The 14,094-nt window shown below is 40.7% G+C and carries 14 protein-coding genes; 5 read left to right on the top strand and 9 right to left on the bottom strand.

Annotated elements, in window-relative coordinates; genetic code table 11:
- Positions 1 to 5: 5 nt before the first annotated feature.
- Both JG479_RS08090 and JG479_RS08095 read right to left on the bottom strand, forming a co-directional pair.
- Complete coding sequence (locus JG479_RS08090; protein WP_197120960.1) at positions 6 to 515, bottom strand: DUF421 domain-containing protein; 510 nt, start codon at positions 513 to 515, stop codon at positions 6 to 8.
- Positions 516 to 606: 91 nt separating this feature from the next.
- Positions 607 to 1,047 carry a GNAT family N-acetyltransferase gene (locus JG479_RS08095; protein ID WP_197120959.1) on the bottom strand — a complete coding sequence of 147 codons (441 nt, stop codon included), beginning with the start codon at positions 1,045 to 1,047 and terminating at the stop codon, positions 607 to 609.
- Positions 1,048 to 1,168: 121 nt separating this feature from the next.
- Here JG479_RS08095 and gloA point away from each other — a divergent pair, with 121 nt between their 5' ends.
- Positions 1,169 to 1,696, top strand: a complete 528-nt coding sequence (gene gloA, locus JG479_RS08100; RefSeq protein ID WP_200220300.1) for a lactoylglutathione lyase — start codon at positions 1,169 to 1,171, stop codon at positions 1,694 to 1,696.
- Between the two features lie 98 nt (positions 1,697 to 1,794).
- On the opposite strand, the gene JG479_RS08105 is transcribed toward gloA, so the two are convergent.
- The 7 genes from JG479_RS08105 to bioB all read right to left on the bottom strand — a co-directional run bounded on the left by JG479_RS08105 (position 1,795) and on the right by bioB (position 9,170).
- Complete coding sequence (locus tag JG479_RS08105) at positions 1,795 to 2,313, bottom strand: hypothetical protein (RefSeq protein ID WP_234047892.1); 519 nt, start codon at positions 2,311 to 2,313, stop codon at positions 1,795 to 1,797.
- A gap of 247 nt (positions 2,314 to 2,560) precedes the next feature.
- Positions 2,561 to 3,424 (bottom strand): protease HtpX, encoded by an 864-nt coding sequence (gene htpX, locus JG479_RS08110; RefSeq protein ID WP_002961248.1) that lies wholly within the window; start codon positions 3,422 to 3,424, stop codon positions 2,561 to 2,563.
- A 212-nt stretch (positions 3,425 to 3,636) separates the two neighbouring features.
- The gene (locus JG479_RS08115) at positions 3,637 to 5,220 is read right to left on the bottom strand and encodes an FAD-dependent oxidoreductase (RefSeq protein ID WP_200220301.1); all 1,584 of its coding nucleotides are present in this window, start codon (positions 5,218 to 5,220) and stop codon (positions 3,637 to 3,639) included.
- 121 nt (positions 5,221 to 5,341) lie between these two features.
- Positions 5,342 to 6,025, bottom strand: coding sequence for a dethiobiotin synthase (gene bioD / locus JG479_RS08120; protein ID WP_096793156.1), 684 nt, complete (start codon positions 6,023 to 6,025; stop codon positions 5,342 to 5,344).
- Between the two features lie 40 nt (positions 6,026 to 6,065).
- Positions 6,066 to 6,971 carry a methyltransferase domain-containing protein gene (locus JG479_RS08125; RefSeq protein WP_200220302.1) on the bottom strand — a complete coding sequence of 302 codons (906 nt, stop codon included), beginning with the start codon at positions 6,969 to 6,971 and terminating at the stop codon, positions 6,066 to 6,068.
- A complete protein-coding gene (locus JG479_RS08130) occupies positions 6,968 to 8,119 on the bottom strand; it encodes an aminotransferase class I/II-fold pyridoxal phosphate-dependent enzyme (RefSeq protein WP_200220303.1) in 1,152 nt (383 codons plus the stop codon). Before JG479_RS08130 ends, JG479_RS08125 begins: the two co-directional genes overlap by 4 nt.
- Positions 8,120 to 8,129: 10 nt before the next feature.
- A complete protein-coding gene (bioB, locus tag JG479_RS08135) occupies positions 8,130 to 9,170 on the bottom strand; it encodes a biotin synthase BioB (RefSeq protein WP_002961242.1) in 1,041 nt (346 codons plus the stop codon).
- A gap of 93 nt (positions 9,171 to 9,263) precedes the next feature.
- Here bioB and bioA point away from each other — a divergent pair, with 93 nt between their 5' ends.
- The 4 genes from bioA (at position 9,264) to JG479_RS08155 (ending at position 14,088) form a co-directional block, all read left to right on the top strand.
- Positions 9,264 to 10,565, top strand: a complete 1,302-nt coding sequence (gene bioA, locus JG479_RS08140; RefSeq protein ID WP_200220304.1) for an adenosylmethionine--8-amino-7-oxononanoate transaminase — start codon at positions 9,264 to 9,266, stop codon at positions 10,563 to 10,565.
- A gap of 170 nt (positions 10,566 to 10,735) precedes the next feature.
- The gene (locus JG479_RS08145) at positions 10,736 to 11,548 is read left to right on the top strand and encodes a hypothetical protein (protein ID WP_200220305.1); all 813 of its coding nucleotides are present in this window, start codon (positions 10,736 to 10,738) and stop codon (positions 11,546 to 11,548) included.
- Complete coding sequence (locus tag JG479_RS08150; protein ID WP_096793161.1) at positions 11,549 to 12,589, top strand: extracellular solute-binding protein; 1,041 nt, start codon at positions 11,549 to 11,551, stop codon at positions 12,587 to 12,589.
- On the top strand, positions 12,589 to 14,088 hold the full coding sequence (locus tag JG479_RS08155) for an ABC transporter permease (RefSeq protein ID WP_200220306.1): 1,500 nt from the start codon (positions 12,589 to 12,591) through the stop codon (positions 14,086 to 14,088). The genes JG479_RS08150 and JG479_RS08155 overlap by 1 nt, the downstream gene beginning before the upstream one ends.
- Positions 14,089 to 14,094: the final 6 nt, after the last annotated feature.

Genomic DNA, 14,094 nt, shown 5'->3' on the forward strand with positions numbered 1-14,094 from the left:
TTAATTTAATGCCCGCTTACATCACTTAACGCGGTTTTTAACCCGCTGTTATTTTGCTTAAGTACACTAAAACTGCCATCAGTTTCTAGCACTACTGCGGCAACATCTTCTATGGCTAGTATACCAGCGCCACGAATAGCGGCGCGAATTTCTGACTTTGTTACGCGCTGCGATTTAAGTGCAGCCGTGCAGTATTCACCATCACTTAGTAATAACGTGGGTTTTGCTTTTATAAGCGCAGCAAATTTTGACGAGCGCACACTAAGCCACGTAATAATATATTGCAGCCCTATTAATACTACAAAGGCGAGTATGCCCTCAGCTAACGGAACACTTTTTGAAATAATAACAGACGCCAATATAGAGCCCAGCGCAATGGTGACTATAAAGTCGAACACGTTCCACTTTGAAAGCGTACGTTTACCCGATACACGCAGCCAAAACACCAGTGCAATATAACCCAGTACACCTATTGTAAGTACACGTAATAATCCCTGCATATCATCATAAAACATAGAGGTTCCTTGCTATTAAAGGTGGCAATTAGCTTTTACTTATAACCCTACATGGCACTAAGTTAAATAACGATGAATAAAGTGCCTGCATTTACTTTGTTAGTTGTTTTACAAACTTAATTTTACTTAGCTCTGTGCTTTGTTTATCAACGTAGCCACAAACGTGATAACCATTAGTGATTAGCATAGTTAGCATTTGAGGAAACCGGTTCATCGATTTAACGTGTATATTGGTAAAACCTTGTTCATAAGCCCACTTTTCTTGTTGGACAAGTAATTTTTTAGCAATACCTAATCTACGATAGTTAAAATGCACTCCACCAAGCCAACTATAAAACTGTGTATTAGATAGCTCATAGCCAATTTTAAAACCAACTAATGTATCTTCTTTATGTGCTACTAATATCAATGCTTTTTTGTTTTCTAAACGGTTACGTAAAGTGTCACTATCAATGGCTGTTAGTAGTTCAGGGATATATTCACTCACTGCGGTTACATCATCAATGGTGCCTGTGGTTATAGTTATAGCCATAAAATTCCTTGTTTTTTATTATATGATTTGACCTAGACAGTTTAAATTTAAACTACGGTTGATTATGATGGTTTAAGCATTATATCTTTATTTTCGCTTTATCATTTTTGAAAGGATCACCATGTCTAACTATAACGAATCTCCAGAACAAGTTGAACAGGCCACTCAGGGCTTTGTTATGCAACAAACTATGTTACGTATTAAAGATCCAAAGCCGTCGCTCGAATTTTACCAAAATGTATTAGGTATGAAGCTGTTAGGTAAGTATGATTTTCCTGGTATGAAGTTTACGCTTTACTTTTTAGGCTACGAGCAAGAATTGCCACAAGGTGATGATAAAACTAAAGCAGAATGGGTGTTTCGTCGCCCTGCGCTAATTGAGTTAACCCATAACTGGGGCACTGAAAACGACGACAGCTTTGAAGGATACCATAGTGGCAACCAAGAACCTAAAGGCTTTGGTCATATTGGGATTAGCGTACCGGATGTTTACGATGCCTGTGAGCGCTTTGCAAAATACGATGTTGAGTTTGTTAAAAAACCAGATGATGGCTCAATGAAAGGCTTAGCATTTATTAAAGACCCTGACGGCTACTGGATTGAAATACTATCTGCTGAGGGCATTACTGAGATTATTCTTTCTCAGTAATCACTGTTTATACTAGAAAACCAGCTTAGAGTTGGTTTTCTTAATTATTTTTACTCACTAATTTCACACTTTAAATAGCTTTAAATAACTACAACAAGTTATTTATAAGCCCAGGCATCGGTTATTGTTACTTGGCAATTGTTATAACTGGCCGCTTGTTTTTGCGCAATACCTCTTACTCTAAAGTTTGTTGAGTCATTAGGAAGTATAATTAGGTCTTCGTCGGTTATTGATAACGTATCGACTAGCGTGTTTTGCTCGGTTAAAAAATCGACCTTAAACTTTATATTTTTAAACGAAAAGTTTGACTCGTTTTTTACCTGCCCTATGCATGCAACATACAATGCATCGTTTTCATTTTTAGTATTAATTTGGCTTACATTAGCGATTAAGTTTTTTTGTGCTTGGTCTTTAAGCCCTGCTACATAAATATTTTGATAAAAAATAAACCCAAAAATACCAACAATACTAAGTGCTAATGCACCAATAATAATGGGATTGTTTTCTAAGTTAGAATATTTAGCTTGAAGTGAGGTGCATTGCGGGCATTTTTTAGCCCGTGAATCTATAGCGCTAAAGCACATAATGCATTCTTTAGTGTGTTGCACCTTTTCCACTACAATAACCGTCCTTGTTAAGTATTAAATGTTAAGTATTAAAACCAGCTGCATTGCTGACTTTAAGGTATTTTAGTTTACTCGTACCTAGTAACCCCGTAAACACATATAGCTTAAAAAAGTAACGATTTTATAAAGCAACATAACACACTGTATATAAATACAGTGCGTGCGATTTTAGCATTTTAACGTAAACATAAAAAAGCCAGCAGTTAAGCTGGCTTAGAATATTTACTAACTTACATAGTTACTTACGTAGTGCGTCTATTCGCGCATCAAGCGGTGGGTGCGATGAAAACAGCTCAGCAACACCTTTGCCACTTGCAATACCAAAGGCCATCATTGAGCCTTCTAATTGCGAAGGATGGTTTTGCTTTAATCGCTCAAGGGCGGAACGCATTTTATCAGCACCAACTAGTTTTGCTGCGCCGCTGTCGGCTGCAAATTCTCGTTTACGGCTGTAACTTGCAACCACTATGCTTGCTAGTACACCAAATAATACTTGGAATAACATATCGAATAAGAAGTATGTCCAGCTACTGCCGCCCTCTTCCTCATCGCTATTAATAAAGTTATCTACAATGCCTGCCAGTACTTTTGCGGCAAATATTACAAAGGTGTTTACCACGCCTTGTATTAGCGTAAGCGTTACCATGTCGCCGTTAGCCACGTGCGATACTTCGTGGGCAAGTACGGCTTCGGCCTGATCTTTGGTCATGTTGTGCATTAAGCCTGTGCTTACTGCCACTAACGAGTTGTTTTTACTTGGGCCCGTTGCAAACGCGTTCATTTCTGGGCTGTCGTAAATAGCCACTTCTGGCATTTTAATACCTGCTTTTTGTGCTTGCGCAGATACCGTTTGTACAAGCCAATGTTCGGTTTCGTTTCGAGGCTGCGTAATCACATGCGCACCTGTTGATTTTTTAGCGATCCATTTCGACATAAATAACGAAATAAACGATCCACCAAAACCAAATACTGTGGCTATAAGTAAAATTCCGCCAAGGCTACGATGGCTTAAGCCCAGCGCACTCATTATTATTGAAAGCACTACACCTAATACCAACATAACCGCTAGGTTAGTTAATAAAAACAAAAATATACGTTTCATATTGTCCTCACAAAAATAGGTTTGATCACCGAACATAAAATTAAATTAGGTTAAAGCAATCACTGCGTTATGACACACTATGTCATAACGTTAGCGCTATTCTGTGACAAACTATGTCATAACACAAGTGTTATTTATGTGTTTATTGATAATTTTTTTAAGAAGGGTTTTACATCAAATTTAAGACTAAAGTTTCTTTATTGATCAGCTTATTACAAGCTGTTATTAAGCTCTGCCATATCAATCGGAAAACCACGCTCGTGTGCCAATATGCGTGCAACTTCGTCAATTTTTTCGCTGCTATTATGTTTAAGGTACGACCATTGGTGGGTACTGCGGTGATGATTTACAGCAGGATCGCTACTTATTATTCCCAATTTTATAAACTCACCCACTATTTGATCTGCCGCTATTAACGTTGACGATGCTTTAACATTTTCGGCCCGTGCGTAACTAATATGCGAATATAAACTTACATCGGCTACGCGCAAGGTGTCGTCATCCCCAGGGATTTGTTGCCCGCCATACAAGGCATTATTTTGTGTGCTAGCAGTTTTAAACGCAGGGACAAACTCGGCTACATAATCAATTGCTGTTTGGGTACGTGTTTGCAATGCTGCTTTGTCCCAGCCATCTTTAATATAATGAAGGTATTTATTGGGAAGTTTAGGTTGTGCGCTCATTGGCGTGGCATCAGCTAAGCCATCATTAAACAATGTAATGTTGTTAGTCATGCCATGTATTTGAAAATACCCGTTAGGGTAAGGCGTTAGTTGCGCCATGCCCTCTGGCGTGCCACGGTTACCATAAATAATAATTTCGGGTATTTGCCCACCAGCACCTTGCCAATGAGTAATGTAAGAGGCTTTAAATTCAACCATGCGTTTTACATCTACCCCAACGAGGTCGTCAATAATACCGGTTTGAAAACCACACGCATTAATTAGGTAATCTACCTCAATGGTTTGTGAATCGGCTTGTGTATTGGTTGAAGTATCAGGTTGTTCATCAAGGCTTGGCTCTGATTGGTATTCAATGTGCCATTTAAGTGTTTGCTTATCATTATTGGTATTTATAACTGGCGATACGTTTTTAACACTGGTGCTTGTTAAAACATGAGCGTGTTTGTACTGTGCAAGGGCGAGTTGTGCACTAGCCGATAAACGAAATATATTCCAGCCATATTCTTGTGCAACAATAAGCGGAAACTTTAGCTTATTTAAATCTAAATGCTTAGCAACGGGTATCATCCACTCATCTAACGACGTGGGCTTGGCTACTTGTTTTTGTTTAGCAAGCTTTAGCATTTGCTCATAACTATATAACTGATAATAATGCTCTGGCTCGCCTAATACTTTATTAGCGCTGTCTTGTTCAATAAGCTCGTTGTAGGCTTTTACTAATTTATTTAAACGCGGAAATAAATCCTCCGGTGAGTCGTCATCGCGTTTAGGTACGGCAAATACTGTGGGGCGAACATCGATGGTGTGAGGATAAAGGCGAGCAATATCTATACATTGCTTGAGTAAATCTATGCAGTCTTCGTCGGGTATTTCACGATATAAGTTGCCACCTGCATGCAAATGGCACATTGGAGGGCCATCAATTAACGACTTTTTCTTTTCAAGTACGTAAGTTTCTAGCCCTAACGCAGCAAGTCTAATGGCTATTGTGGCGCCAGCTGTGCCCCCACCTATTATGCCTACGCGTTTTTTAGGTAAGCCACAGTTTAGTGCTTTAGGCTCAGCGCTTACGTGCGCATCTGGGGCGTAGCTTTCAATAAATGGGTGCGTCATATAGTCGTTATGTCCTTAGTAACATTGTCTTTAAGCAAGCTATGTATTTATAAACGTTTATATGTGTACTAAGGCTGACTATTTCAAGATTTACCTAAAAAAGTAACTTTTTTAAAACCACTTAAGTGTTTATAGATAACGCACTAAGCAAGCTTTTGTATATTTGTAACTTAGGAGTTTGCTCGCTGTATGGGCTTATGGCAAGTATTGGGAACGGTAAGCGTGCTTTGAGTGAATCAAGGTTTGCTTGGTATTCGTCCATATTTTTATCGACTTGGTTTGCAATCCAGCCAACGCAGTTTATACCCATACTTTGCATATGCGCAGCGGTTAGTAACGCATGATTTAAGCAACCTAGCTTCATACCAACAACAAGTATTACCGGCAGTTGCTCTGCTTTAACCCAGTCGTATAAATAATCGTTTTTATTAATAGGTAATGCCCAACCACCAGCACCTTCGGTAAGTATAATGTCAGCGCCCTGTTGTTTTACGTTTTTATAAGCATCACTAAGTTTATCTACAGTAATACTCACCCCAACTTTCTCCGCTGCTATGTGCGGTGCAATAGGCGGTGCAAACGCAAACGGATTTACTACGTCGTATTTAGCGCTGACTGTTGCGCTTTCCATTAGTATTAGAGCATCGGCATTTACCAGCTGATCGAACGCCATTTCGCAGCCAGCAGCAAGGGGTTTAAAGCCAATGGCTTGTTTTTTGTGTTGGGCAAGTAACTTTAATAGCAAACTGGTAACGTGGGTTTTTCCGGCATCGGTGTCGGTGCCTGTTATAAAAAATTCTTTCATTACTTTGCCTTATGATCTGAATCTAACTTTGGTTTAAATTTTAACTTAAGCAATTAATCGCTTTTTTGTAATGGCTTTTTTCTAATGATAACAGCACCACATGATAAGACACACATGCTTTATTATTTATAAGCGGATACGCACTGCATACTTTTTGTAGCGCCGATTTGGTAAGTAGCCCTTGGCGCGTATTAGTATGGTTTTGCGTTGTTGCACCAATAGCTTTAATAGAGGCAATAGCTTTTAAAGGTGTTGTGTATTTATCGGTGTAAATACGTTTTTTAGCACTATTAATAGTAAAGCCTGCATTTTGGACTGATTGGTTTATATGCAGTTCACTATTAAAGGTATTTATGTGGCTGTTAGAATCAAGCGCGGCAAAGGCTGTTTTTATTTCGTTAAGTGAGCCCTCTACCACAGCGCTTATGTACGCCTGCCCGCCTGGTTTTAATATGCTGTAAAGCGATTGCATTAAAGCCGAAAAATTAGCAGACCACTGCACTGCAAAATTACTGTAAATTACATCAACACTGTTTGCTTGTAGCGGTAAGTTATCCATATCGGCGCATATTTTAGGTGTGGTTAAATCACTACTTTGCAACATGTTTAAGCTCAAATCCATTGCCACAACGCTTTCAAATACGCTTTGTAAGGTAAGTGTATTAACAAGCGGCCCTGCGCCTAAATCAACACAAAGCATATTTTTATTAGAGCCTGGTTTTATGAGTGAAAATAGATCGCTCGCAGCATGTTTTTGTACATTTGCATGGGTGTTATAACTCGCCGCCGCCTTTGAGAACTTACTTTGTGTAGACTTTTTAAGCTCCTTGTTTAGCTCTCGATTTGGCTCCTTATTTAATTCTTTATTTGAATCGCTACTTACTAGGCACGGTTTTACAAGTTGTGTTTGCACTAGGTCTGTTTTTAATACTGGCTGAGTAATCATGCTATTGCACCTACTAAATGCTTAACTAAGTGCGTTATGTATTGCTCGGTATGTGCGGCGGTTAAAGTAATGCGTAAACGCGAGGTGTTATGTGCAACTGTGGGCGGTCTAATTGCAGTGAGCCAAATACCCTGTTGTTTTAGTTTATCTGCCGCTTGCAGCGTTTGCTCAGCGCAGCCTAATACAATGGGTTGTATGGCGGTGTTTGATTCCATTACAGCAATATTATGGCTTTTAGCGAGTTGCTTAAATAATGCAATATTGGCATTTAGCTTATCGCGTTTATCATCAGCTGTTTTTATGCTTTTAATACGCGCAAGTGTGTGACTTGCCATAAGTGGCGACATAGCAGTTGAATACGTGTAATCGCGATTAAATTGCAGCATGTAATCAATAAACTGTTTACTGCCCAATACACACGCGCCACTACTAGCCACTGCTTTACCAAAGGTAATGACTAATATATCTGGCAGCGTTTGAGTAATAAACGCTTCGCAACTACCCAAACCGGTTTTACCTAATGCACCAAAGCCGTGTGCGTCGTCAATCATTAGCCATGCGTTGTGCTGTTTTGCAAGTGCGAGTAATTCTTTAAGAGGCGCGGTATCGCCATCCATCGAAAACACACCTTCGCTTATAATTAGCTTGTTTTGCGCTTTTGATTTTTCGAGCCGTGAACGTAAGTGATTCATGTCGTTGTGATTAAAACGCACTAATGCCGCGTTTGAGTGCATAGCCCCGTCAATCAAACTTGCATGATTTAACTTATCTTGAAAAATAGCGCTGTTTTGTGCAGCCGCTTTATCTTGAAACAGCGCTTTAATTACACTGCTATTAGCGCTAAACCCTGAGTTAAATAGCATTGCTGCGCCATAACCAAATTGCTCACATAAGTATTGTTCAAGCGCTTTTTGCTGAGCCTGATAACCCGTAACCAATGCTGAGCTGTGACTCCCTAATGCGTGGGAGTCATTAAGGTTAACAGCCACATCACCAAAACCTAAGTAATCGTTACTGGCAAAATTAAGATAGGTTTTATTATTAACCGTTATGGTGCGCGCTGTTGCATGTTGTACTACGTGGCGTTTACGAAGTAACGCATCTTGCTGGCGAGCCTGCAGATGCGTATTTATAAAATCAAAAGGCATTGATATAAGCCTACGCTTCGTAAAACAATTCAGAGGTTGCTTTGTCGGCTACTTGCGATGAAAGCGAGGCTTCTACTGCTTCGTCTGAATAGTCGTGACGTTTTTCTGGGTTCATGCCTAGTTTTTTAATTAGGTTCATATCGGCATCAGCGTCGGGATTTTCGGTGGTAAGTAGTTTATCACCATAAAATATTGAGTTAGCGCCTGCAAAAAAGCACATCGATTGCATTTGCTCGTTCATGGCGTTGCGCCCTGCCGATAAACGTACATAACTGTGTGGCATCATAATACGTGCTGTTGCTATGGTACGTATAAATTCAAAGTGATCTAAATCGTCTACGTTTTCAAGCGGTGTGCCTTTAACTTTAACGAGCATATTAATAGGCACGCTTTCTGGCTGTTGTGGCAAATTAGCTAGTTGCATAAGTAGTCCAAAGCGGTCGCTTGCTTGCTCGCCCATACCAACTATTCCGCCCGAGCATACTTTCATACCAGCATCGCGTACGTGGTCAATGGTATTTAATCTATCTTGAAAAGTACGGGTTGATATAATTTGCTCGTAATACTCAGGAGACGTGTCAAGGTTATGGTTGTAGTAATCAAGCCCAGCGTCTCTAAGTTCATGGGCTTTTTCGTTTGTGAGTTTACCCAGCGTCATACAGGTTTCTAACCCTAGCTCTTTTACCTCTTTAACCATTTGCGAAATGTATGGCATGTCTCTGTCTTTTGGATCTGACCATGCAGCCCCCATACAAAAACGGGTAGCGCCTTTTTGTTTTGCGAGGCGTGCTTGTTCTACTACTTTTTCTACTTCTATTAAGCGTTCGCGTTCTAAATCTGTTCGGTAATGGCCCGATTGCGGGCAGTACTTACAATCTTCTGGGCAAGCGCCTGTTTTAATTGATAACAACGTAGAAATTTGCACTTCATTTGGGTTGAAGTTAGCACGGTGAACCGATGCGGCTTTAAACAGTAAATCGTTAAATGGCATTTCAAATAATGCTTTAACTTCAGCGTGGGTCCAATCGTGACGAACAGGTGCAAGTTCCATAATACTCTCTTATTTTTTCTCAACGGTGATATTGGCTTAGTCTACGAGTTGAAGTAACATTGTCAACGAAGCCCACCAAGTTAAAGTTTACATATGACTAAAAAGAATACGATTAACCTTGATTTTGATCGTGAGCACATTTGGCATCCATATACGTCTATGACCAAGCCAATTCCGGTATACCCCGTTACACATGCTAATCACAATATTATTCACCTCGAAACTGGCGAGCAATTAATCGATGGCATGGCCTCGTGGTGGAGCGCAATACATGGCTATAATCACCCTGTTATAAATAACGCCATGATTGAGCAAATCAACTGTATGAGCCACATTATGTTTGGCGGTATTACGCATAACAGCGCGGTAGAGCTGTGCAAAAAAATAGTAAATATAACGCCGCCTAGTTTAACTAAAGTGTTTTTAGCCGACAGCGGATCGGTAAGTGTTGAAGTAGCAATAAAAATGGCGCTGCAATATTGGTTAAGCCAAGGCATTACTACAAAACGAAAACTAATGACGCCTTACAAGGGCTACCATGGCGACACCTTTGCAGCCATGAGCGTATGCGACCCCGTTAACTCAATGCATAGTTTATATTCAGGCTTTTTACCTGAACACGTTTTTGTACCTGCACCGGTTAGTCAATTTGGGGGCGAGTTTAACCAAACTGAAGCCCAAGAGCTTGAAGAATACTTTAAAGCAAACCACAACCAAGTAGCCGCCTTTATCATTGAGCCTATTGTACAAAACGCGGGGGGTATGAACTTTTATCACCCTGATTATTTAGCCTGCGTACGTAAATTGTGCACCCAATATAACGTACTGCTAATTTGCGACGAAATTGCCACAGGCTTTGGCCGTACAGGTAAATTATTTGCTGTAGAGCACGCCAATATAGAGCCCGATATAATGTGTATTGGTAAAGCATTAACTGGCGGCTCAATGACGCTATCAGCCACTATCACTAGCGATAAAATAGCCATTGGCATAAGCGAAGGTGAAGCAGGTGTTTTAATGCACGGCCCTACTTTTATGGGTAATCCGCTTGCCTGTGCTGCGGCCTGCGCAAGTATTGATTTATTACTTGAGCAAAACTGGCAACAACGAATAAAGCAACTAAACACCCAACTACAACAACTTAATAAATGCCGTGAACTAGATGCGGTTGCCAATGTACGTACCTTAGGTGCAATAGGCGTTGTTGAACTCAACGAGGCTGCGGGCAATGTTGATGTTGCTAAAATTCAGGCTTATTTTGTAGAGCAAGGTGTATGGATACGTCCATTCGGTAAACTAATTTACCTTATGCCACCGTATATAAGTGACGACACCAGTATAAAAACACTGTGTGATGCCATTTATAATGCCATTAAAAGCAAGCATTACGCTTAATAGTCGGTCTCAATAACTAACCCTAATACAGGTTATAGCGCTATTTGCTGTAACCTACCGCTACATTTAGTGTTTTTATCTATTAAGCGAGTTTGTGGTTATTGATCTCGTTAACTATTAGCTATATGATAATGTCTATCATTTACAATTACCTTTTGGACTTCTTTGCTATGAAATTACTATTTAAACCAGCCAAAACTTTAGGTGCAAGCCTGTTACTAGCCTCGGCGTTTATGGCTCAACCAGTATTAGCTAACGGCCCTATTGGCGAGCATGTTAATCATCTTCAAGAAAACCTTAAAAGTTACGCAGAAGAAGTAGAATGGATGGTAGGCAAAGTAGATACCATGGTAAGCGACTACGATACTAAAGGCGCAAAAGCTGTAAAAACTGATGATTTAATTGAATATTGGGAATCAGTTAAGTTTCACAGTGCAATAGAAACTAACTTTGTACCAGTATACGCTTCTATTTGGCAGGGTCTTTATGGCGTAAAAATGGCCATTGATAATAAAGAGCCTGCTGAGGAAGTTCGTAAACAGCAAAAAGCGATGAACATAGCCTTGTGGCAAGGCCTTGGGGCTGTTAAGCTTGCTGCTAAATTCCAGCAAAAAGGCTTGTTAGACACTGTAAAAGCAACCGCTACAGCTCAAATGACACAAAGTGCCACAATTGATGAAATTAAGCACAAATTAGACCGTGTAGTAGCTAAATTTGCTGAGCGTTTACGAGACGAAGCAACTGAAATTGTTCACGATACTTATCTGCACCTGTTTGAAGGCGTTGAAGGTACTCTTATTGAACAAGATGCAAAACTAGTTGAAGTGCTGGAAAAAGACTTTAACGTAACACTGCCACAAGCCATTAAAAACAGCAAAAGCGTAGACGAAGTACGCGATGTGATCAGTGACATGCAAACAAAATTAGACCGCGCTCAGGTTTTAATAGAAAAAGCCGAAAAAGCTCGTAAGGATGTATTTTAAGTGAAGCGTAGGACCTTTATTCAAGGCCTAGCTGCGTTAGGGGTGGTTGGCTCATTGCCACTGCCTCTTTCTCGTGCGCTAGCCGCTGATATAGCAAACCCTGTTTCTGTTGACGATTTACCAAAGCTTAAAGGCGAGTTAACGCTTTATTTAGGTCGAGGCGAAGGTGGTTTGTATGAAAACGTATTACAAGCAATCCAGAAAAAAAATCCAGACTTTAAACTCGGTATACGCCGAGGTCCTACTGCTGCTTTAGCAAATACCATTGTTGCAGAAGCTAAAGCTGGCGTTCGCCGCGCTGATTTATTTTGGGCAGTTGACTCAGGCGCGATTGGTTTAGTAACCGATGCTGGCCTTGCACAACCTATCCCGGGTGATTTATCTGCTCAGTTACAACCACAGTTTAGATATAAAGAGTGGGCACCAGTAACTGGCCGTATTCGTACATTGCCATATAACACGTCGCGTTTGACTAAAGATCAAATTCCAACAAGTATTATGGAAATTGCCGACAGCGATTTAAGTATTGGCTGGGCACCCGCCTACGCTTCTTTTCAATCGTTTGTAACCGCAATGCGAATTTTAGAAGGCGATGACAAAACCGCTAAGTGGCTTAAAAAGATTCAAAAACGTGCTAAAACATACGCCGGCGAGCTAGGTGTTGTTATGGGCGTTGAGCGCGGTGAAGTTGATATTGGTTTTGCAAATCACTATTACACTCTGCGTTTAAAATCAGGTAAGCCTGATGCCAAGCTAGATTTAGCATTTACACAAAATGATGCGGGCTGTTTAGTTAATGCATCGGGTGTATTAGCGCTTAACGACGATCCGCTTGCAACTAACTTTATGCGTTACTTACTAAGTAAAGAAGTACAGGGTTACTTAGCCAGTGAAGCGTACGAAATTCCGTTAGTAAATGGTATTACCCAACCTGAGGGTTTACCGTCACTTGCTAATATTTCTCCACCTAAAGTGGATTTAACACAGCTAGCTGATTTACGCCCTACTATAGATTTGATGCGAAGCAGCGGCGTATTGTAATGAAAATACCTGCCTCTTATCCAATGGCGCTGCTTACAGCGCTTGTTGCGCTTACCCCTGTTTATGTATTAATTGTGCTTGCAAGCGATGCAAGCTCAGTGTTTGACACCCACAATCTCCAAATTTTAGGTAACACGTTATCGTTAATGGGTTTAACGGTACTTGGATCTATTTTAATTGGTGTGCCACTGGCGTTTATTAGCGCGTATGTGCATTTACCATTTAAAAAGCTCTGGCTGGTTGTATTTGCAGCCCCACTGGCAATTCCCAGTTATATTGGCGCATTTACACTTTATGCTGCTTTTGGCCCCGGTGGCGAAATAAATACCTTAACAGGAATAGAAACACCATCAATGTATGGCCTAACAGGTGCCGCCATTGTAATGACGCTTTATACCTTCCCGTTTGTAATGATGACAACTCGCTCATCCCTACTGAGCCTTGACGCAAGCATGGTTAATGCCGCGCGTACGCTAGGCATGTCGATGACGCAAAGTATATTTAAAGTTATATTACCGCGCGTAGTTAACGGTATTGCAGCAGGCTCTTTGTTAGTCGCGCTTTATACATTATCAGACTTTGGCACGCCGGCAATGATGCGCTTAGATACCTTTACCCGCGTAATTTACGTTGAATACAATGCCTTCGCGTTAGGACGCGCTGCAATGCTTTCACTTCAGCTGATGGTTATTGTCGGTTTTTTACTTTTAGTTGAATCACAAATAAAAACAGCGCCTGAGCGCCATGGTCGCCCGTTAATTTTATTTCCAAGTAAATTACAATTAAGTGCGATGTTTGTTACGTTTGCACCTGTTTTACTGCTTGCTATTGGCTTGCCTTTGGCTATATTTTCGCTTTGGTTAGCTCGCGATGGTTTTAGCTCATTTGATTTTAATATTGCGTGGAACTCTACGTATGCATCGGGTATTGCGGCAATTGTAGCTGTTATCGTTGCGATCCCTGTTGCACATGCCGCACTGAATGGAAAAGCGGGTCGTATAATGGAGCGTGTTACTTACTTTGGTTTTGGTATTCCGGGTATAGTAATGGGCACAGCGCTTGTTTACGGTGGTTTGCAGTTGCCGTTTTTATATCAAACACTGGGATTGCTTATTATTGCTTACATGCTGCGATTTTTACCACTTGCAGTAGGCTCTGTTAGAACAAGCACCGAACACTTAGACCCAAGCTTAGTAAAATCTGCGCGCGTATTAGGGGCAAGCCCACGTGAAGTATTTACTCGCATAACACTGCCTTTAACTATGCGCGGTATTATTGCCGGTGCAGCACTGGTGTTTTTAGAGTCAATGCGCGAACTCGAAGCCACGCTATTACTTGGCCCAACAGGGTTTGAAACCCTCTCTACTTATTTATGGCGTGTATACGAAGCGGGCTATTTTGGTCGCGCCGCTATTCCTGGATTATTGTTAGTAGTGATATCTGCCTGCGGGTTAGCTATTATGATGTCTGGCGAAAAACGCAACCAGTTTGAACATTAAGGATTT

The sequence above is a fragment of the Pseudoalteromonas sp. LC2018020214 genome (assembly GCF_016598755.1).
GTDB lineage: Bacteria > Pseudomonadota > Gammaproteobacteria > Enterobacterales > Alteromonadaceae > Pseudoalteromonas > Pseudoalteromonas distincta.